Origin of the sequence: Polynucleobacter sp. MWH-S4W17 (genome assembly GCF_018687535.1) — a bacterium.
Lineage (GTDB): Bacteria > Pseudomonadota > Gammaproteobacteria > Burkholderiales > Burkholderiaceae > Polynucleobacter.
Genome location: NZ_CP061295.1, coordinates 451866 through 472744 on the forward strand (window position 1 = coordinate 451866; position 20879 = coordinate 472744).

At 45.7% G+C, this 20879-nt stretch carries 22 protein-coding genes; 16 read left to right on the forward strand and 6 right to left on the reverse strand.

Translation table 11 applies throughout. The features are described from left to right. Positions 1-2: 2 nt before the first annotated feature. Together C2755_RS02505 and C2755_RS02510 are read left to right on the forward strand one after the other, a co-directional pair. Positions 3-788, forward strand: coding sequence for a substrate-binding domain-containing protein (locus tag C2755_RS02505; RefSeq protein ID WP_215321633.1), 786 nt, complete (start codon positions 3-5; stop codon positions 786-788). A 19-nt stretch (positions 789-807) separates the two neighbouring features. Next, positions 808-1770, forward strand: coding sequence for a tripartite tricarboxylate transporter substrate binding protein (locus tag C2755_RS02510; protein WP_215321634.1), 963 nt, complete (start codon positions 808-810; stop codon positions 1768-1770). On the opposite strand, the gene C2755_RS02515 is transcribed toward C2755_RS02510, so the two are convergent. Genes C2755_RS02515 through C2755_RS02535 form a run of 5 tightly spaced genes read right to left on the reverse strand, consistent with a single transcriptional unit; the run spans position 1767 to position 6093 of the window. Further along, positions 1767-2192 carry a DUF1841 family protein gene (locus tag C2755_RS02515; protein ID WP_215322264.1) on the reverse strand — a complete coding sequence of 142 codons (426 nt, stop codon included), beginning with the start codon at positions 2190-2192 and terminating at the stop codon, positions 1767-1769. The two genes, C2755_RS02510 and C2755_RS02515, sit on opposite strands and share 4 nt — an antisense overlap. Then, a complete protein-coding gene (gene nth / locus C2755_RS02520) occupies positions 2185-2841 on the reverse strand; it encodes an endonuclease III (RefSeq protein WP_215322263.1) in 657 nt (218 codons plus the stop codon). The genes C2755_RS02515 and nth overlap by 8 nt, the downstream gene beginning before the upstream one ends. Beyond that, positions 2841-3527: an electron transport complex subunit RsxB gene (rsxB, locus tag C2755_RS02525; RefSeq protein ID WP_215321635.1), complete on the reverse strand. Its 687-nt coding sequence runs from the start codon at positions 3525-3527 to the stop codon at positions 2841-2843. The genes nth and rsxB overlap by 1 nt, the downstream gene beginning before the upstream one ends. Before the next feature lie 54 nt (positions 3528-3581). Beyond that, positions 3582-4862, reverse strand: coding sequence for a polyhydroxyalkanoate depolymerase (locus C2755_RS02530; protein WP_215321636.1), 1281 nt, complete (start codon positions 4860-4862; stop codon positions 3582-3584). Positions 4863-4890: 28 nt separating this feature from the next. Continuing rightward, positions 4891-6093: an amino acid aminotransferase gene (locus C2755_RS02535; protein WP_215321637.1), complete on the reverse strand. Its 1203-nt coding sequence runs from the start codon at positions 6091-6093 to the stop codon at positions 4891-4893. Between the two features lie 229 nt (positions 6094-6322). Between C2755_RS02535 and uvrB the strand changes: the two genes are divergently transcribed. From uvrB to fdx, 8 genes are all read left to right on the forward strand, one after another. Then, entirely contained in the window at positions 6323-8416 is a 2094-nt protein-coding gene (gene uvrB, locus C2755_RS02540; RefSeq protein WP_215321638.1) for an excinuclease ABC subunit UvrB, read from the forward strand. A gap of 151 nt (positions 8417-8567) precedes the next feature. After that, positions 8568-9137 (forward strand): Fe-S cluster assembly transcription factor, encoded by a 570-nt coding sequence (locus tag C2755_RS02545; RefSeq protein ID WP_215321639.1) that lies wholly within the window; start codon positions 8568-8570, stop codon positions 9135-9137. 28 nt (positions 9138-9165) lie between these two features. Beyond that, positions 9166-10425, forward strand: coding sequence for an IscS subfamily cysteine desulfurase (locus tag C2755_RS02550; protein ID WP_371816838.1), 1260 nt, complete (start codon positions 9166-9168; stop codon positions 10423-10425). A 38-nt stretch (positions 10426-10463) separates the two neighbouring features. Further along, positions 10464-10850, forward strand: coding sequence for a Fe-S cluster assembly scaffold IscU (gene iscU, locus C2755_RS02555; RefSeq protein WP_068322308.1), 387 nt, complete (start codon positions 10464-10466; stop codon positions 10848-10850). Between the two features lie 12 nt (positions 10851-10862). Then, a complete protein-coding gene (gene iscA, locus C2755_RS02560) occupies positions 10863-11186 on the forward strand; it encodes an iron-sulfur cluster assembly protein IscA (protein ID WP_012357505.1) in 324 nt (107 codons plus the stop codon). Continuing rightward, positions 11152-11691, forward strand: a complete 540-nt coding sequence (hscB, locus tag C2755_RS02565) for a Fe-S protein assembly co-chaperone HscB (protein WP_215321640.1) — start codon at positions 11152-11154, stop codon at positions 11689-11691. Before iscA ends, hscB begins: the two co-directional genes overlap by 35 nt. 28 nt (positions 11692-11719) lie before the next feature. Continuing rightward, on the forward strand, positions 11720-13585 hold the full coding sequence (gene hscA / locus C2755_RS02570) for a Fe-S protein assembly chaperone HscA (protein ID WP_215321641.1): 1866 nt from the start codon (positions 11720-11722) through the stop codon (positions 13583-13585). A gap of 39 nt (positions 13586-13624) precedes the next feature. Continuing rightward, on the forward strand, positions 13625-13963 hold the full coding sequence (gene fdx, locus C2755_RS02575; protein WP_215275308.1) for an ISC system 2Fe-2S type ferredoxin: 339 nt from the start codon (positions 13625-13627) through the stop codon (positions 13961-13963). 158 nt (positions 13964-14121) lie between these two features. On the opposite strand, the gene C2755_RS02580 is transcribed toward fdx, so the two are convergent. Then, complete coding sequence (locus C2755_RS02580) at positions 14122-15150, reverse strand: LacI family DNA-binding transcriptional regulator (protein ID WP_215321642.1); 1029 nt, start codon at positions 15148-15150, stop codon at positions 14122-14124. Positions 15151-15256: 106 nt separating this feature from the next. On the opposite strand from C2755_RS02580, the gene C2755_RS02585 reads away from it, so the two are divergent. From C2755_RS02585 to C2755_RS02610, 6 genes are all read left to right on the forward strand, one after another. Further along, complete coding sequence (locus tag C2755_RS02585) at positions 15257-16024, forward strand: ABC transporter permease (RefSeq protein ID WP_251368516.1); 768 nt, start codon at positions 15257-15259, stop codon at positions 16022-16024. After that, on the forward strand, positions 16024-16809 hold the full coding sequence (locus C2755_RS02590; protein ID WP_215321644.1) for an ABC transporter permease: 786 nt from the start codon (positions 16024-16026) through the stop codon (positions 16807-16809). Before C2755_RS02585 ends, C2755_RS02590 begins: the two co-directional genes overlap by 1 nt. Before the next feature lie 3 nt (positions 16810-16812). Further along, complete coding sequence (locus C2755_RS02595; protein WP_215321645.1) at positions 16813-17610, forward strand: ABC transporter ATP-binding protein; 798 nt, start codon at positions 16813-16815, stop codon at positions 17608-17610. A gap of 31 nt (positions 17611-17641) precedes the next feature. Beyond that, the gene (locus tag C2755_RS02600) at positions 17642-18706 is read left to right on the forward strand and encodes an ABC transporter substrate-binding protein (RefSeq protein WP_215321646.1); all 1065 of its coding nucleotides are present in this window, start codon (positions 17642-17644) and stop codon (positions 18704-18706) included. 82 nt (positions 18707-18788) lie between these two features. Continuing rightward, positions 18789-20102: a histidinol dehydrogenase gene (hisD, locus tag C2755_RS02605; protein ID WP_215321647.1), complete on the forward strand. Its 1314-nt coding sequence runs from the start codon at positions 18789-18791 to the stop codon at positions 20100-20102. Beyond that, a complete protein-coding gene (locus tag C2755_RS02610) occupies positions 20099-20872 on the forward strand; it encodes an SDR family NAD(P)-dependent oxidoreductase (RefSeq protein ID WP_215321648.1) in 774 nt (257 codons plus the stop codon). Before hisD ends, C2755_RS02610 begins: the two co-directional genes overlap by 4 nt. The last annotated feature ends 7 nt before the right edge of the window (positions 20873-20879 follow it).

Here is a 20879-nt window from a genome sequence, read left to right on the forward strand (position 1 = left end):
CAATGCGTAAACTATTTTTTATTTTTTTAATACTTGCAACTAATGTATTGCATGTTGACCATTCTTATGCGGCAGATATTCAGGTGATTACCTCTGGAGCATTCGCTGAGGCGTTAAAGCAGTTAGTCCCTGAGTATGAAAAACAATCTCCTAATAAAGTCATTATTTCTTATGGCTCATCAATGGGCGCTGCACCCGACTCCATCCCCTCAAGATTGGCTAAAGGTGAGCAGTTTGATGTATTAATCCTGGCTGCACCGTCTTTAGAGGGGTTTATCAAGAGCGGAGAGCTTCAATCTGGGACGCGAGTTGATTTAGTGGCTTCGGTAATGGGTGCGGTAGTGAGAGCGGGTGCGCCAAAGCCTGATATCAGCACAATGAATGGCCTGAAATCAGCCTTATTAAATGCAAAGACAGTTGCATATTCAGCAAGTGCTAGCGGCGTTTATTTATCAACTGAACTTTTTCCCAAAATGGGAATTTCAGAGCAGATGGATAAAACTGCAAGAAAAATTTATAGCGAGCGAGTCGCTTCTGTTGTAGCTAGAGGGGATGCAGAATTAGGCTTTCAGCAAGTGAGTGAGCTGCTTCCTATTCCTGGAGTAGAGTTTATTGGTGAGTTGCCGCCAGAAGCGCAAAAGACGGTACTATTTTCTGCAGGCATTACTACTGATACAAAAAATCTCGCTGCATCAAAAGACTTGATCAAGTATTTAGCTTCAACAAAAGCTGTTCCAACGATTCAAAGAGCTGGATTAAAGCCAGTGTTACCAGCCTTAACTTGGTAGGATAAAAAGGAAAATAGAAATGAAGTTTTTCAACAAAGCCGTATTAACTGCATTTTTAGGCATCACATTTGGGCAAGTGTTTGCTGCCGATCCTTGGCCTAATCATCCCATTAAGTTTGTTGTGGGGTTTGGTCCTGGTGGCGCTAACGATACTGTTGCCAGGGTGGTTGCTGAAGCGGCCTCAAAGCAATTGGGCCAACCCATAATTGTGGAGAATAAGCCCGGTGCTGGCTCTGTATTGGGTGCGGACTTTGTAGCCAAGAGCGCGCCAGATGGTTACACCTTTTTTGTTAGTGCCGGTGGAATCGTTACCAACCCAATGATTAAGTCATCCATGCCATATAAGGAAGGTGATTTAGTGCCCGTTGGAATGCTTGCTATAAGCCCATCCATTATTGTTGTCTCGGCAGATTCAAAAATTAATAACATGAAGGATCTGCTGGTGTTGGCGAAAGATCCAAAAGGCCTCAACTTCTCTACTGCTGGCACTGGTAGCACTCCACACTTTGTGGCAGAGATGTTGAAAGTGAAAGCAGGCGGTAAATACGAAATCATTCCTTACAAGAGTGGTTCCGAAGGAATGGTAGCTGTTATCTCCAATCAAGTAGATGCTACTTCAGAGGCAAGTGTTGTGGTGATTCCGCAAATTCAAGGCGGCAAATTAAAAGCTATTGCTTCCACCTGGAATAAAAGAATTACTGCACTCCCCAATGTTCCAACAACGAAAGAGCAGGGCTACCCAGAAGTTTTTATTGGCCACTGGGCTGGCGTTTTTGCTCCAAAGGGAACGCCTGAGGCGATCTTAGAGAAAATGAATCAGGCGATTAATGCGGGCCTCAAAACAGATGCTGTACAAAGCCGCTTAACACCGCAAGGTATTGAACCGTCACCAGGTTCAAGAGCTTCATTTAGTAAATTCTTGGCTGATGAAAAGGCAAGGCTAGAGCCAATAGTGAAGCGCGCTAATATGAAAGAGGATTAGGCCAATTTCTTCAGGGCTTCTAAATACTTCTCTGGATTAAGTGGCTGCCCTTCACGTTGCGCTTCCCACATTACTTGACCTAGGCATTCCATCATGACGTGTTGTGCTTCATGCATAGAACCTAACTTTAGAGATAGTTTGTCTGCGATCTCTTTGATGCCTGGCGGCTGATTAATAGAGATCTGCTCACTGATCGATAGATGCATCGACAAATGCAAGAAGGGATTGGTTTCGCCACGTTCTGGCGTGTAGTCCTGAGCAAGAGCGCCCTCTGGATCTTTGAGTAAGTCGTGATATTCGGGATGCTCAACCATCCAATCGCTGGCCAACGTCTCCATCGGATCGAGAATATGGTTCTCGGTCTTCTTTTTCCAGGTGTCACAGAAAAAGCGACGCACTTCTTCACGGGTTGGATTAAATATCGCCACGAACTTTTCCTTTGCCAGTTTTTTGTTTGAAGCCGCATAGAGGCTCCACGATGCATTGCGCACAATCTGGATTACGTGCTTTACAAGTATATCGACCGTGCAGAATAAGCCAATGATGTGCATCCAATAGATATTCTTTTGGTACACGCTTCAGTAATTGCTCTTCCACTTTCACCACATCTTTGCCGGGTGCTAGGCCAGTGCGATTAGAGACTCTAAAAATGTGGGTATCAACAGCCATGGCGATTTGTCCAAAGGCAGTATTCAGAATGACATTCGCAGTCTTTCTGCCTACACCGGGTAGAGCTTCTAATTCTTCACGGGTTTGGGGAACTTCTCCGCCATGCTTCTCTAGGAGTAGTCGACAGGTTTCCTGAATATGTTTGCCTTTGGAGTTAAACAATCCAATGTGCTGAATATAGGGCCTAACACCATCTTCGCCAAGATCTAAAAGGGCTTGCGGGGTATTGGCAACTTTATAGAGCCTACGTGTTCCCTTATTAACGGAGACATCGGTTGCTTGTGCTGATAGTAATACCGCAATCAGTAACTCAAATGGCGAGCTATATTCCAGCTCAGTTTCTGGTTTGGGGTTGTTGGCTTTGAGCTGCTCAAAAAAAGCACGACGCTTTTCTAGATTCATCATTTCTTTTGTTGGGCACGTGCAATGGCCGCTGCAATGATGGCACGCTTACGTTCTTGCTCTTTAAGCTCATCTGCTGATGATGGACTTTCAGCATTGACCGCCGCTAATTTAGTTGCAGCCTTTTTGGCTAAGCGATCATCATTATCTTTCTGCTCTCTATCGAGTCGTTGTTCACGATCGTGATAACGCTGACGGGAGATATCCGCCAAGTCTTGAGACCAGGCATCCCAAGCAGTTTTATTATCGGTGACATCAATCATGCTGATGCAGTCTACTGGGCATGGCGGTATACAGAGGTCGCATCCAGTGCACCACTCAGTCAGCACCACATGCATTTGCTTAGAGGCGCCAACGATCGCATCAACAGGACATGCCTGAATGCAGAGAGTGCAGCCAATACATTTCTGTGGATCAATAAATGCTACTGGTCTTGGGCGTTCAACGCCACACTCTGGATCAATGACTGGGTGTAGCTCAAAGGCATCTTGGGGGTAGATGGGTATCAAAACCTTACTCAGGCGTTCAATGCCTTCGATCCCACCAGGTGGGCAGCGATTTGGTAGTGCATCACCGGAGGCCATTGCCTCTGCGTATCCATGGCAATCTGGGTAGCCGCATTTAGTGCATTGGGTTTGCGGAAGAATATCCTCAAGTTGGTCGATGAGGTTATTTGCTTGGTTCATGAAAAAGGCTGGTTGGATTCTTCTTAAAATTAAAGGCTCCGAAGAGCCCTTAATTTATGCAGACTTGGTAGTCCGTGTAGCAGTTTTCTTTGTATTCTGATGCTCACGAATGAACGTCTTAATCTTTGGATAAACTTTTTCACGCCAACGACGACCGGCAAAGATACCGTAGTGACCAGCACCAGCAACTTCATAGTGGTCTTTGTTATCTTTTGGAATGCCGGCACATAAGGCATGTGCTGAACGTGTTTGGCCACTTCCAGAGATGTCATCAAGCTCACCTTCAATAGTGAGGAGAGCGGTCTTTTTAATATCTTGTGGTTTTACAAGCTCACCAGAAACTTCCCAAGTGCCGTTTGGCAATGAGTAGTCTTGGAAAACGGTCTTAATAGTGTCGAGATAGAACTTAGAATCCAAATCCAATACCGCGTTGTACTCATCGTAAAAGCGAATATGGGATTCAGCATCTTGTTCGTCGCCACGCACTAAGTTTTGGAAGTAATCCCAATGAGACTGCAAGTGGTTCTGTGGGTTCATGGCGATAAAGCCAGTGTGTTGCAAGAAGCCTGGGTAAACACGGCGACCGGCGCCTGGATAGTTGGGCGGCACGTTATAAATTACGTGACTCTCAAACCACTCAAAAGACTTCTGATCAGCCAAGTTGTTTACCGCAGTTGGCGACTTGCGGGCATCAATTGGACCGCCCATCATGATCATGGAGGCTGGTGTTGCTTCACCGGCAGAAGCCATCAATGAGATTGCGCCTAAAGTTGGAACCGTAGGTTGGCAAACAGAAATCACATGCAAATCTTTAGCGCCAATGGTGCGAATAAATTCTTGTACGTAATGAACATAGTCATCAAGACCAAATTCACCATCTTCTATCGGTACCAAACGAGCATCGATCCAATCGGTGATGTAAACCTTATGGTCTTGCAAAAGGGTGCGCACTGTATCGCGTAGCAAGGTGGCATGGTGACCAGACATTGGGGCAACTATTAGTACAGCTGGATCTTCTTTGAGGCTCTTGATGGTTTCCACATCATCAGAAAAGCGCTTAAAACGAATTAGATTGCAGAAAGGTTTTGAGATGACCGTTCTTTCATGAATCGCAACTTCGTGACCATGTGCTTTAACAGAGCGAATGCCAAATTCCGGTTTTTTGTAATCCTTACCTAGGCGATAGAGGAGTTCATAACTAGCAGCCAATCGATCCGATCCCGGAACCTTGGAGGCGGGATTTGAAGCATTGATAAAAGCTTCTGAAGCAGCGCGTGCCCAGGAACTAACTGGTTGAAGTAAGGCTTTTTGAAATTCATGTAACTGATATAGCATGGTACCTCCGGTAATTCAGTGTATCCGCTTATTGCGCCAATACGCGGGCGATTGCTTTAGCCACTTTATCAATGTTTTTGGTATTGAGGGCTGCAACACAAATGCGTCCAGTCGAGAGAGCATAAATGCCATCCTCTTTCTGTAAGCGATCAACTTGCTCAGCTGTTAAGCCTGAGTAAGAAAACATGCCACGCTGCTTCTCGATAAAAGCAAAATCTTGCTTTACTCCAGCAGCGGCGAGTTTTTCAACCAGGCCATGACGCATCGCTTTAATGCGGTCACGCATTTCTGCTAACTCATCTTCCCAGAGCTTACGTAATTCTGGTGAATTCAAAACGGCAGCAGCAATAGCAGCGCCGTGAGTTGGAGGATTCGAATAGTTAGTACGAATGACGCGCTTCAATTGTGAAAGTACGCGAGTGGATTCATCTTTGGTTTGGGTCACGATAGACAATGCACCAACACGCTCACCATAGAGTGAGAATGATTTAGAGAAAGAGCTTGATACAAAGAAAGACATGCCTGAGTCAGCAAAGAGACGAACTGCAATACCGTCTTTCTCAATCCCATCAGCAAAGCCTTGGTAGGCCATATCTAAGAAGGGGATGAGGCCTTTGTTTTTGCAGATATCAATCACTTGGCGCCATTGCGCTTCAGTAATATCTGCGCCGGTTGGGTTGTGGCAGCAAGCGTGCAACAACACGGTCGTGTTCTTTGGGAAGGACTCTAAAGACTTCACCATGCCGTCAAAATCTACACCGCGAGTTTTGCCATCGAAATAGGTGTACTCGATAACGTCAAAGCCGGCAGATTCAAAAATGCCGCGATGGTTTTCCCAGGTTGGGTTACTAATAGCGCATGGTGCATTGAGGTTCAAGCGCTTAATGAAGTCCGCACCAACACGCAATGCGCCGGTTCCACCAAGACACTCAGCAGTGACAACACGACCATCTTTAATTAGTGCAGAATCGGCGCCAAACAATAAATTTTGCACTGCACTGTTATATGGGTTTGGGCCTTCTATTGGAATGTAGCTACGCGGGGACTGCTTTGCAACAATCGCCTCTTCGGCTTTAATCACCGCCTTAAGAAGTGGCACCTTGCCTTCGTCTGTGTAATAAACGCCAACACCTAAATTCACTTTGTCAGCACGTTGGTCTGCAACGTAGGCTTCTGTGAGGCCAAAAATAGGATCTTTAGGGGCTAGCTGAACTGAGGCAAACAGGGTCATTTGAGGTCGAAAGTAGTGGTTAGAGGGTAATAAGTGGAGGTTTTGTATGTGGTTGACGTTAAATTCAGTTTAATTGTCGGTTTTTGAAGCCAGAATCAACTATTTCCTAAGAAAAACGGCAAAATCATTGTTTGTACAAAATTCGCTGTGAAGATTTCTCACAGATGAAATGATAGCCGAGATGCCCCCTAAGTTGCCCAAAACTAGTTCAAAAGCCGAAGTGAAAGAAATGCCAAAAACCCCTGTGGCAGATCCCTTGGGTGAGGCTGGCCACGACCTCGATCCGGCCAAGTTTGTGACCTTCCCGGGCTCACCTTATCAGCTCTATCAGCCATTTCCTCCTGCTGGGGACCAACCTCAGGCTATTGACGCCCTCGTTGAGGGTATTCAGGATGGGTTGACCTTCCAGACGCTTTTAGGGGTTACAGGCTCCGGAAAGACCTTCACGATGGCTAATGTCATCGCTAGAACGGGTCGTCCAGCCATCATTTTTGCCCCCAATAAGACTTTGGCCGCTCAGCTTTATAGCGAATTTAGGGAGTTTTTTCCGAGAAATGCGGTTGAATACTTCGTCAGTTACTACGACTACTACCAGCCAGAGGCCTATGTTCCTCAGCGCGACCTCTTTATCGAAAAAGATTCCTCTATTAACGAGCACATCGAACAGATGCGCTTGTCGGCAACCAAGAGTTTATTAGAGCGTCGAGACGTCATTATTGTTGCGACCGTATCTGCAATTTATGGCATTGGTAATCCTGGCGACTATCACAGCATGGTGATGACATTACGTCCTGGCGACAAGATGAGTCAGCGTGATATTTTGATGCGCCTCATTGCGATGCAATACGATCGCAACGAAACAGATTTCAAGCGCGGTGTGTTTCGAGTGCGTGGCGACACGATTGATATTTTCCCGGCTGAGCATAATGAGTTGGCAGTAAGAGTAGAGTTGTTTGATGATGTTGTGGAGAGTTTGCAATTCTTTGATCCTCTCACAGGCAAGATTCGTCAAAAGATTCCACGCTTTACTGTTTACCCAAGTTCACATTACGTCACGCCTCGTGATACTGTTTTGAAGGCAATCGAAACCATCAAAGCAGAGTTGCGCATGCGCTTAGATGAGTTCGTGAAGGATGGCAAACTGGTCGAGGCACAGCGCCTCGAACAACGCGCGCGTTTTGATTTAGAGATGCTTAATGAGTTAGGTTTCTGCAAGGGGATTGAGAACTACTCACGCCACCTCTCAGGAGCTGCCCCCGGCGAGGCCCCGCCGACGCTAGTGGACTATTTGCCCAATGATGCCTTGATGTTCCTGGATGAGAGCCATGTTCTGATTGGGCAGTTGAATGCGATGTACAACGGGGATAAATCTCGTAAACATACTTTGGTGGAATTTGGGTTTCGTTTGCCTTCAGCGATGGATAACCGCCCACTCAAATTTACTGAGTTTGAAACCAAAATGCGTCAAACTGTTTTCGTTTCTGCAACACCGGCGGATTATGAGAAAACACATCAAGGACAGGTTGTCGAGCAAGTAGCTAGACCAACTGGTTTAGTTGATCCAGAAATTGAAGTTTTGCCAGCAAGCACACAAGTTGATGATTTGCTCGATCAAATTCATGCACGCGTCAAAGTACATGAGCGAGTTTTAGTGACTGTGTTGACTAAACGGATGGCGGAGCAATTAACAGACTATCTTTCCGATAACGGTGTGAAGGTGCGTTACGTTCACTCTGATATCGATACGGTTGAGCGTGTAGAAATATTGCGTGACTTACGTTTGGGTGTCTTTGACGTGCTGGTCGGCATTAATTTATTGCGCGAGGGCTTGGACATTCCTGAAGTTTCTCTAGTGGCCATTTTGGATGCCGATAAAGAAGGCTTTTTACGTTCAGAACGCAGCTTGATTCAAACCATTGGCCGCGCTGCTCGTAACGTGCGCGGCAAGGCAATTTTGTATGCTGATCGCATTACCGACTCCATGAAACGCGCAATGGGCGAGACCGAAAGACGGCGAACCAAGCAAATTGCCTTCAATAAGCTGCATGGTATTGAGCCTAAAGGTGTCCAAAAGCGTATTAAAGACATTATTGATGGCGTCTATGACGTTAAAGAGAAGCGTCAGGAGATGCAGGTTGAGCAGGAGCGGGCTCACTACGAAGATATGGGTGAGAAGGACTTGGCAGCCGAAATTAAGCGTCTGGAGAAGCAAATGAACGCTGAAGCCAAGAATTTGGAGTTTGAAAAGGCTGCCAGCACCCGCGATAGGCTAACCAAAGTCAAAGAAATGGCTTTTGGGGCCAGATCTAGGGACTCTGTCTAAAGATTGAGCGGCTAATTCCTGGCTTCCATTGAGGTTTTTTGGGATAATTCCCGAGCAATTTGATGGGGAATATGGTAAAGTTGAGTGGAATGGTCGGGTATTACCCGCCCGACTGTTAGCTGTCCATAACAATCCATTACCAAGGTGACATATGAGACTTACAACCAAAGGTCGTTTTGCAGTAACCGCAATGATTGATTTAGCCCTGCGTGAAACGCATGGCCCCGTAACTTTGGCCGGAATTAGCCAAAGACAAAAGATTTCCCTGTCTTATCTCGAGCAATTGTTCGGCAAATTACGCCGTTTCAATATCGTGGAGAGCACTCGTGGTCCTGGTGGTGGTTACACCTTGGCGCGTCCGTCCTCTGAGGTGAGTGTGGCTGACATTATTGTTGCTGTCGATGAACCTCTCGATGCAACCCAATGTGGTGGCAAAGGTAACTGTCATACCGATGAAGAAAATCATGGTCGCTGTATGACGCATGATCTCTGGAGCAATCTCAATTCCAAAATGGTTGAGTACCTGAGTTCGGTGAGCTTGAAAGACTTGGTTCATCAACAAGAAGGGCGCGGCATTGTGATTCAAGATATGCGTCAAAAGAAAATTAAAGTTGAAAGCTCTAAAGCAGATAAGCCTGCTACAGCACTTGCAGCTAAAAAAGAAGTGGCACCTAAAGCACCATTAGTGAATTCTGTATTCAATTTGGCGCGCCAAAGTTAATAACGTATTACCTACCTATAAATAAATCATGAACGCACCACAAGACCTTCCTAAGCAACCGGTTCCAATGTTTAGCCCTAAGCACTTCCCTGTGTACATGGACTATTCAGCTACAACGCCGATTGATCCGCGTGTGGTTGAAAAAATGTTGCCTTATTTACGCGAGCAGTTTGGTAACGCCGCATCCCGTAGTCATGCTTATGGCTGGGCTGCAGAAGAGGCGGTTGAGTGGGCGCGTTCAGAGGTTGCTCAATTAGTACACGCTGATTCAAGAGAGATTGTGTTTACAAGCGGCGCTACTGAAAGTATTAATCTTGCATTAAAAGGCGCAGCACATTTTTACAAAGATCGCGGTAATCACATCATCACCGTCAAGACCGAGCACAAAGCGACTTTAGATACTTGTCGTGAACTTGAGCGCGAAGGTTTTGAAGTGACTTATTTAGATGTATTGCCTAATGGTCTGATTGATTTTGCGCAGCTTGAAGCTGCAATGAAGCCAGGCACAATTTTGGCTTCAGTGATGTATGTCAATAATGAAATCGGTGTGGTGCAAGATATTCCTGCAATTGGTGAGTTGTGCCGTTCACGTGGTGCGATTTTTCATGTGGATGCAGCGCAAGCAACTGGCAAAGTGGACATTGATCTAGAAAAGATCAAAGTGGATTTGATGAGCTTTTCTGCTCATAAGACTTATGGCCCTAAAGGTATTGGCGCTTTGTTTGTGCGTCGTAAGCCACGTATTCGTATTGAGGCGCAGATTCATGGCGGTGGCCATGAGCGCGGTATGCGTTCTGGAACCTTGGCGGTTCACCAAATCGTTGGTATGGGCGAAGCCTTCCGTATTGCTCGTGTTGAAATGATCGAAGAGAACAAGCGTATTCGCGGACTGCGTGACCGCTTACTCAATGGCTTGAAAGATATTGAAGAAGTCTACGTCAACGGCGACATGGATGATCGTGTTCCGCATAACCTCAACATTAGCTTTAACTATGTTGAAGGCGAGTCTATGTTGATGGCGCTCAAAGATTTGGCGATCTCCTCTGGTTCAGCGTGTACCTCAGCATCGTTAGAACCTTCTTATGTATTGCGTGCCTTGGGTCGCAACGATGAATTGGCACATAGCTCCATACGCTTTACCTTGGGTCGCTTTACGACTGAAGAAGAGGTGGACTTCACTATCAAGTTGGTAAAAGAGAAGATTGCCAAGTTGCGTGAGTTATCTCCGCTCTGGGAAATGTATAAAGATGGAATCGACATCAGCACGATTCAATGGGCTGCACACTAAAAGATATTTAAAGATAAAGAAATTAAAGAGGAAATACCATGGCATATAGCGAAAAGGTCATCGACCATTATGAAAATCCCCGTAATGTTGGCTCATTTGAAAAAGGCGACGACAGCGTAGGTACTGGTATGGTTGGAGCTCCAGCCTGCGGCGACGTAATGAAGTTACAGATTCGCGTGAACGATCAAGGTGTAATTGAAGATGCTAAGTTCAAGACTTATGGTTGCGGTTCAGCGATTGCTTCTTCTTCTCTGGTAACCGAATGGGTTAAGGGTAAGACTTTGGATCAAGCGCTGGAGATTAAGAATTCACTCATCGCTGAAGAGTTGGCTTTGCCCCCTGTAAAGATTCACTGCTCTATCTTGGCTGAAGATGCCATCAAGGCAGCAGTAGCGGATTACAAAGAAAAGCACCCAGCGAAATAAGCAGATAAAACTATGGCAATTACTTTAACTGACAAAGCAGCTGCACACGTAAACCGCAATCTTGAGAAACGCGGCAAGGGTTGTGGCTTGCGCTTGGGCGTTCGCACAACAGGTTGCTCTGGCTTGGCATATCAGCTTGAGTATGTGGATGAGCCTGCTGCTGAAGATCAAGTATTTGAGTCTAATGGTATTAAGGTATTTGTGGATCCAAAAAGCTTGGCTTACCTGGATGGAACGGAGCTAGATTTTGTGCGCGAGGGTTTGAATGAAGGATTTAAGTTTCAAAATCCAAACGTAAAAGATGAGTGTGGTTGTGGCGAATCCTTCCGCGTCTGACGATTACTTCCGCTTCTTTGGATTAAATCAGCAGTTCAAAATCGATTTGCCTGCTCTAGATCAGGCATACCTGGCAATTCAGAAAGAAGTTCATCCTGATCGCCATGCGCGTGGTAGTGATGCAGAGCAACGCCTTGCTATGCAGATGGCTACCTTTGCTAATGCTGCTGTTCAAACACTAAAGAATCCCATCCAACGTGGCCTCTATATTTGCCAGCTTCATGGCGTTGATGCCAAGCTAGAAACCAATACTGCCATGCCTGCTGCTTTTCTGATGAAGCAAATGGAATGGCGTGAGAATTTAGATGAACAAGCGGAAGACTTGCCTGCACTTGAAGTCTTGATGGCTGAAGTAGAGCAATCAAAACAAGATACGCTTGCAGAAATCGCCCAAGCCATTGATGCCGCCAAAAACTATGTACGTGCCGCGGAGCTACTTCGTGGCTTGCTCTTCATTGATAAGTTTGCGGTTGAGCTTGATGATGCCATCGCAGCCTTAATCTAGTCCCCACTCAAGCTAAACTCTATCTCCTATGGCCTTATTACAAATCTCTGAACCCGGTAAATCACTCGCGCCCCATCAGCGCCGTATTGCTGTGGGCATTGATTTGGGGACCACTAATTCTTTAGTAGCCATTGTGCGTGATGCCTTGCCTAAGGTGTTACCAGATGCGCAGGGGCGCGAGCTACTTCCATCCGTTATTCGTTATTTGCCTAATGGTAGAACTCAAGCTGGCTTTGAAGCGCTTGAGAGCGTGGTCATTGACCCAAAAAACACCATTGTTTCAGTGAAGCGTTTCATGGGTCGCGGCTTGTTGGATGTCGAGAATATTGAAAGCGCCCCATACGACTTTGTTGATCAACCGGGCATGCTTAAACTCAGAACAGTTGCTGGGGATAAGAGTCCAATTGAAGTCTCGGCAGAAATCTTGGCGCGCTTGCGTCAATTAGCGGAAGATTCTGTATCTGATGAGATTGTTGGCGCTGTGATTACAGTCCCTGCTTACTTTGATGATGCACAGCGTCAAGCAACCAAAGATGCTGCTAAGTTAGCTGGCATCGAAGTTCTCCGTTTATTGAATGAGCCGACTGCTGCTGCGATTGCCTATGGATTAGATAATGCCTCTGAAGGCGTCTATGCAGTTTATGACTTAGGTGGTGGCACCTTTGATATTTCCATACTGCGCATGAGTCGCGGTGTGTTTGAAGTGCTTGCTACTGGCGGTGATTCTGCTTTAGGTGGTGATGATTTTGATCATCGCTTGTATTGCTGGGTCATTGAGCAAGCCAAGCTTCCTCCTTTATCTATTCACGATCATCGTACGCTCCTGCAAGCCTGTAAGCATGCCAAAGAACTGCTGAGTCACAATCCTCTAGCTCGTGTGCACGAGACTCTAGCGGATGGTACGGTGGTTAATGTTGGGGTTAGTCAGGCGCAACTCTTTGAGATAACCCAAAATTTAGTTACCAAGACCTTGATGGCTTGTAAAAAAGCATTGCGTGATGCTGGCCTTAAAGCTGAGGATGTTAAAGGCGTAGTAATGGTGGGTGGTTCAACTCGTATGCCGAATGTGCAGCGCGCCGTAGGTGAATTGTTTGGTACACAACCCTTAAATAATTTAAATCCTGATCAAGTCGTTGCATTAGGTGCTGCAATGCAGGCTGACTTATTGGCCGGCAACCAGAGTAAAGACGATGAATGGCTTTTATTGGACGTCATTCCGCTATCGCTCGGTCTTGAAACTATGGGCGGCCTAGTAGAAAAAATCATTCCGCGTAATACGCCAATTCCGGTGGCAAGAGCACAAGACTTCACGACCTTTAAAGATGGTCAGACTGCTTTAGCTATTGCGGTGGTGCAGGGTGAGCGCGAACTTGCTCAAGACTGTCGCTCATTGGGTAAGTTTGAATTACGCGGCATACCAGCAATGGCTGCAGGTGCAGCGCGCATCCGGGTCACCTTCCAGGTGGATGCTGATGGTTTATTGTCTGTAAGCGCCGTAGAGCAAGGCTCGGGCGTTAAAGCATCCATTGATATCAAGCCTTCTTACGGGTTAACTGACGCGGAAATTACTCGCATGCTGCAAGACGGTTTTGCATCTGCTAAAGAGGATTTGCTTTCGAGGTCGTTGCGTGAAGAGCAGGTTAATGCGCAGCGCTTACTAGATGCAGTACAAACCGCGTTAGCGAGTGATCGATCTTTACTGAGTTCAGAAGAGCAGAAAGCGGTAGATCAAGAAATGGCAACCCTGCAAAAGATCCTAAATGAAGAAACTGATAGTGCTATTGTTCGCAAGGCTGTTGATCATGCCGCCAAAGCGACTGATGACTTTGCACAAAAACGCATGAACGCTAGTATTCAGAAGGCTTTATCTGGCAAGAATGTTGCTGAAATTTAAGTAAATAAAATACAAACCGAATACCAATAGAAAAGAATCATGACTCAAATCGTTGTACTACCGCATAGTGAGTATTGTCCTGAGGGTGCAGTTGTTGAGGTTGCCCCAGGCACTTCCATTTGCGAAGCTTTGTTAGAGAATGACATTCCCATTGAACATGCTTGCGATATGGTGTGCGCTTGCACTACTTGCCATGTGATCGTGAAAGAGGGCTTTAACAGCCTTAATCCTCCTGATGAGAATGAGGAAGACATGCTTGATCGTGCATGGGGGCTAAACCCACAGTCCCGTTTATCTTGCCAAGCTATCGTTGCCAAACAGGATTTGGTGATTGAAATACCTAAATATTCAATCAATCACGCCAAAGAAAATCATTAATGCACCAAAATCATGCACTAATGCATCCAATCATGCAAACCACTTAAAGAGTGAACTCTGGCGGGACTAATATGAAGCTGTAGTTCATTCTTTAGGTAGTACCTCCAAAAAAATATTTTAAGCCATCCTTCGGGGTGGCTTTTTCTTTTGGGGCGCGCTTAGAGTTTTGGTGGTGACGAGCTAGATTCACGAATAACCAAATTAACACTTGTTTTGATTTTTCTGGGAAGGTTATCCACACCCTTAATTTGGGAAATGAGGTGATTGGCCGCTTGCGCCCACATACCTATAGCATCTATGTGGATAGTGCTCAGACTGGGTGTGATGTGTTGAGAAATTTCTAAGTCATCAAATCCAATGATTGATAAGTCCTTTGGAATTCTCAGCCCTTGCTTTTTAGCCTCAAGCAACGCGCCCAGAGCTAAAACGTCTTGACCGCAAATAATTGCAGTGATTTTGGGATTGTTGAGGAGCAATTTTTTTAATCCGAGACGCGCCTCATGTAAACCATAAGCACACTCCACTATCACATCGCTTTTGATCTGAATTTTCTTCTCAGTCAAAAGCTCAATAACTCCATCAACCCGGTCTCTAGCACGATCATTGTACGTAGTGATGCCTGCCAATATCCCAAAATGTTTATGTCCAAGAGAGAGTAGGTGCTGAACCCCGGGCTTGATTGCCTCTCGATTATCAAAGCCGGAGGCGTACCCGTTATAGGGTGTGGATAATGAGCCCACGTGTATATATGGAATATTGCGAGTTTTCAGAAGTTTTAATGCTTCGCGCCGCTGGCTAACGCCAAAGAGGGCAATACCTTCAACGCCTCGAGTCAGTAGGTTGGTTATTTGGTTTGCTTCGATCTCGGGATCGTAGTTACTGCTTGCTACTAAAAGTTGGTGCCCAGATTGATTTAGTTGACGTTGAAACTCTGCAAGCCCTTGTGCAAAAATTGCATTGTCAAGAGTGGGAACAATTGCGCCAATAGTCCCAGAGCGCTTAAGCATCAATGCGCGAGCCCCAGCATTCGGTATGTACCCCAATTTTTTAATAACACCACTAATTTTTTCTTTTAGCTCGGCGCTAACTGCATCTGGATTATTTAAGGCTCTGGAGACGGTTGCGGTAGAAACTTTTGCTGCAGCCGCTACATGAACTATGGTGATAGAGCCAATTTTATTTTTCATCAAAACCTAAGGGAAAGCCCTAGTCAATTTCAGTTGGTGGTGTTAATTTTGCAAGTAATTTATGGTTAGAATGAAAGCGCTTACATTTTATTTATTTTATGAGGAATTGGAAATTTTTAGCAAGCTTTTATCCTTCTTTTTGTTCTGTGCGATTCTGCTACTCGCTTGGTTTGGGCTGACAGAGTGGACAGGCACAATCTCAATTGCTAGATTTCCATCGCCCACAGAAACCTGGAATTCTTTCAAAATTATTGCATTGCAGGGCTATGGCAATGGCAAGCTTCATCAGCATGTCCTACAAAGCGTGATCTTAGTTACCTCCGGATTTTTGGTTTCTTCCTCGTTGGGAATCCTGCTGGGGATTCTGATGGGTGCCAATAAGAAAATTGAAGCTTTCGTCAATCCAATATTTTTAACCTTGAGGCCAATACCCCCGTTAGCGTGGATTCCTTTGGCTATTGTTTGGTTGGGGCTTGGTAACTCCGCTAAGGTAATGGTGATTTATGTAGCAGCCTTTGTGCCGGCAGTGATTAATAGCTTCACTGGCGTTAGATCAATAGAGGTGCCGCAGCGAGAAGCTGCTGCTATGTTGGGTATTGGCCGTTTTGCTTACTATCGCGAAGTATTAATCCCTGGCGCATTGCCACTTATTTTTACTGGCTTACGCCTATCCCTTCAGGCATCCTGGACCACATTGGTTGCGGCAGAATTGGTCGGTGCAACTTTAGGCTTGGGGTCGATCCTAAATCAAGCGGCTCAAGATATTAATCCGGCAATGATTATGGTGGGCATGATTAGCGTAGCGATTTCTGGTTGGTTGATGACCCAGATATTGGCTAAGGCTGAGCGCTATGCCATGCCTTGGAGAGCGTAATGGCACGTCAAGAACGCTTAAATCAAAGTGAGTTTTTATTGTGGACGGGACTAGGCATTACGAGTTTTATTGGGATTTGGTATCTCTCGGCGTTGCTGGGTGTAGTTCCAAAGCAGTTTCTTCCGGCGCCACATGAAGTTTTGCTGAAGTTTATTCACCTGCTAAACGAGCCATTTTCTGGCTACACCTTATTGGCGCATATTGCTTCAAGTTTTCAGCGCTTTTTATATGGATTTCTATTGGCGGTAGTGATTGGGGTGCCTTTGGGATTGTTGATGGCTTTATCCAAGTATGCAAATCAACTGATCACGCCATTTTTTGAAAGTATTCGCTTTGTCGCGCCAATTGCTTGGGTTCCATTTGCTGCTCTTTGGTTTGGAACAGGTATCGGTGGTCCAGTATTGGTGATTTTTATGGGGGCATTTCCTCCGGTTTTAATTAATACTTATCGCGGCGCAATTCACGTAGATAAAAAATACCTTGAAGCAGCCAGAATGCTTGGGGCAGGTAAGTTGCGCTTGATGACCGAAGTCTTATTTCCCGCGGCTATTCCATCCATCATTGCTGGTCTGCGGATTTCAGCAGGCTTAGGTTGGCAATCCTTGGTTGGCGCTGAACTTATTGTTGCTTCAAGCGGTGTTGGCTACATGATGGTTAAAGGTCAAGCAAGTATTCAGACCGATATTGTGATGAGCGGCATGATTGCAATTGGTCTGATTGGTTTATTGATTGATGTGCTTTTAAGGCAGGCTGAAAAGTTCGCTGTTCACTATAGAGAAATTTGATTTATGGCAGATATTGTTTTCGATTCAGTAGAGCGCAGCTTTAAACAAGGCGGCAAAGAGTTTTTGGCCGTAGGCGGTGTTGACCTAACTGTTAAAGACAAAGAGTTTGTTGCGATCGTTGGGCCATCTGGTTGTGGAAAGACCACTTGCTTACGCATGGTCGCTGGCCTTGAAATGCCAAGCAAAGGGCGTGTTCTCGTTGGCGGCAAAGAAGTAAAAGGACCTGGACCAGACCGTGCCGTAGTCTTTCAGCAATTCGCTTTATTTCCATGGAAAACAGTTCAGGAGAATATTGAGTTTGGCCTGAAATCCATGAGTATGAGTGCGACTGATAAGCGAGATAAGACTGCCCGTTTGATTTCTCTTATGGGGTTAGAGGGTTACGAGCAGGCATACCCCCATCAATTATCTGGCGGTATGCAGCAGCGCGTAGCTATTGCGCGTGCCTACGTTCTAGAGCCAGAAGTGTTGTTGATGGATGAGCCATTCGGCGCTTTGGATGCTCAAACTCGAGTGGTGATGCAGGAAGAGCTTGTAAGGCTTGCTCGCAAGAACCCTAAAACTGTCTTATTTATCACCCACGCTGTTGAAGAGGCGGTGTATCTCGCAGATCGCGTTGTGGTCATGTCAAGAAGGCCTGGTCTGATTCGGGATGTGATCGAGATTAAGCCCATTCGTGAAAAAGAAGGTTGGGATACGCATTCTCGGATTGAAGATGTAATGGATTTGAGTTCATTTGTGCAGTTACGTAGTCAGATTTGGAAGTTGTTACGCGAGCAAAACCTGGGTGTTGATCATTGATTTACTTTTGTAATGTCTGAAGGAGATAAAAATGCAATTTAAAAAATCATTAGCAAGTATTTTGGGGGCAACGGTACTGGCAGCAGCAAGTGTTGGTAATGTCTATGCGCAAGCAAAGCCTGCATTAACCGAGATTAAAGTGAGCTATCAGCCTGCTTTGTATTGGGCACTTCCATTTTTTGTGGCAACAGAAAAAAACTGGTGGGGTGAATTGGGCCTTAAACCAGAATTTAGTACTTTCCCTGCTGGCGTTCCACAAATTGCGGCATCTGCCTCTAAGTCATGGGATGTAGGTGGCACTGGATCAGTTCCTGCTGTATTGGGTTATGTCCGCTTTGGCATTAAAACCATCGGATTGAGTAATGATGAGTCAGCAGGCAATGCCTTGTTGGCTACTGGTAAAGCTGCAGAGGCATTCGCAGCCAATCCTCAGTCATTGAAAGGGCAAACCATTGTGTTGACTGGTAACTCCACTGGAGATTACGCAGTTCAATCTTGCCTCAAGAAATATGGTTTAGCTAAGACTGATGTTGTTATTAAGAATATGGGTCAGGGCGAAATTATTTCTGCCATGTCATCGGGTAACGCTGACTTTGGCGGCTTGTGGGCACCAAATATTTATACGCTCGAAGAGAAGGCTGGAGCTAAGGTCATCTGCAGCGGTAAAGATGGCGGCGCTTTTGTTCCTGGCGCTTTGATTGTGCGCGGTGATTATGCAAAAGAGAATCCACAAAATGTGGCTAAGTTCTTAGCTGTGTATTTACGTGCTTGGAAGTGGATGAATGCTAATAAGCCACAAGCAATTGCAATGATGAAAAAGTTCTATGAGCAGGGCGGCGTCACAATTTCTGAAGCTTCAATGAAGAAAGAGTTTGATACTCGCCCTAACTATGACTTGGCAACTGAGTTGAAGATTATGGATAACTCTAAGGGCCCATCACAAGTAGATGGCTGGTTTAATTCTATTGCCGCCTTTATGCAATCAACTGGCGCCATCCAAACTGTACCGCCAGCAAATGAATACATCACTGATGAATTCATGAAGATGGTGAATGCAGATAAAAAACTGCGTGATTTTGCAAACAACTCTAAGTAGTCGATAAAACAATCTAAAAAATGGGGACAACCTCATTTTTTAGATAGAGCCTGTAAGCGCTTACAAAACTAAGGTTAAAAATATGTCCATAGGTTATTTAAAGAAAGCAGCCAAAACGCCAGAGACTGAGACCTCTACAGCTCAGCAGGTGGTAACGGAAATGCTTGCCAATATTGAGAAGAATGGTGAATCAGCTGTTAAGGATTACGCCTTAAAGCTGGATAAATGGTCTGGCGATATTGTGATGTCAGAGCAGGCAATGAATGCCATCTTGGCTGATGTGCCAGCCTCAGTGAAGCGAGATATTGATTTTGCTGTAAAGCAAGTCTATGACTTTGCCATTGCTCAGAAAAATAGTATTCAGGATTTCTCTACCACCTTGCATACTGGGGTTACTGCTGGTCAAAAGGTCTTGCCAGTAAATGTGGTGGGTTGTTATGCGCCTTCTGGTAGATATGCTCACATTGCATCTGCTTATATGACGGTAGCTACGGCAAAAGCAGCGGGCGTTAAAAATATCATTGCATGCTCAAGTCCTTTTAGGGGTGGTGGAATTCATCCTTATGTACTCTATGCATTTAAGGCCGCCGGCGCTGATGTCATCATGACATTGGGTGGTGTTCAGGCGATTGCTTCGATGGCGTATGGATTATTTACCGGCAAACCTGCTGACGTAGTTGTGGGGCCAGGTAATAAGTTTGTGGCTGAAGCAAAGCGCTCCCTATTCGGAAAAGTTGGAATTGATGTATTTGCTGGGCCATCTGAGATTGCAGTAATTGCGGATGAAACGGCTGATCCAAAAATTGTAGCGAGTGACTTAGTTGGTCAGGCCGAACATGGCCACGAATCTCCCGCATGGTTATTTACTACCTCAGCCAAATTGGCTAATGAAGTAATGGCATTAGTTCCTCAGATGATTGATCAATTGCCGCCTACAGCAAAAGATGCTGCTGCCTGCGCATGGCGTGATTATGGTGAGGTTATTGTGTGCAGCACTCGCGAAGAGGTTGCCAAAGTTTCTGACCAATATGCCAGTGAGCATCTTGAAGTCCACGCAAAAGACTTGGATTGGTGGCTCAGTAATCTCACCTGCTACGGATCTTTATTCTTGGGTGAAGAAACGACGGTCGCCTTTGGAGACAAGACTAGCGGGCCAAACCATGTGTTGCCTACAAAGGGGGCGGCAAGATATTCGGGCGGCTTATCTGTCCATAAGTTTATGAAAACACTGACTTGGCAGAAGATGACTCGTGAGGGAAGCAAAGAAATGGCGCTGGTAACAGCTCGAATTAGTCGTCTAGAGGGAATGGAGGCCCATGCCCGTACTGCAGACGATCGTTTAGAAAAGTACTTTCCTAACGAGAAGTTTGATCTTGGAAGTCCAGTAGAAGTATGAGCCAAATCATTCATCAACTATTTGATCTGCAAGGTAAAACAGCGCTTATTACCGGTGGTAGTAGTGGTTTAGGTGAGGGCATTGCACTGGCATTAGGTTTGGCTGGTGCTGAAGTCGCTATTGCCGCCCGCAGAGAAGCGCCCTTGAAAGAAGCTACAGAGCGTTTTGCTGCTCAGGGCATTAAGGCCTCTTCATTCACTGCAAACTTAAGTGACTTAGAGCAAGCAGAGGACTTGTCTAAGCGTGTTTTAAGTCAGCTCGGAAAAGTCGATATCTTAGTTAACGCTGCAGGCATGAATTTGAGAGAGCCCTATGGAGAAGTATCACCACAGAGTTGGCAAGAACAATTGAATTTACAGCTAGCTGCCCCATTTTTTATGACCCAAGCGCTAGCACCACAAATGCAAGCACGTAAATGGGGGCGCATCATTAACATTGCATCGCTACAGAGTTACCGCGCTTTTCCTAATAGCGCTCCCTATGGCGCTGCAAAGGGTGGGGTTGTGCAGTTAACCCGTGCCATAGCGCAGGAATGGTCAAAGTTTGGCATTACTTGTAATGCGATTGGTCCTGGATTCTTTCCTACGGCATTAACAGCACCAGTTTTTAACAATCCTGATTTAGTCAAAATGCATGCAGAAAAAACAGCCATTGGTCGAAATGGTGAGATGAAAGATATCCATGGTTTAGCCATCTTCTTATCTAGCGATGCCTCTGCCTACATTACTGGGCAAACCATCATGCTGGATGGCGGTTACACCGCAATATAAGGATCGT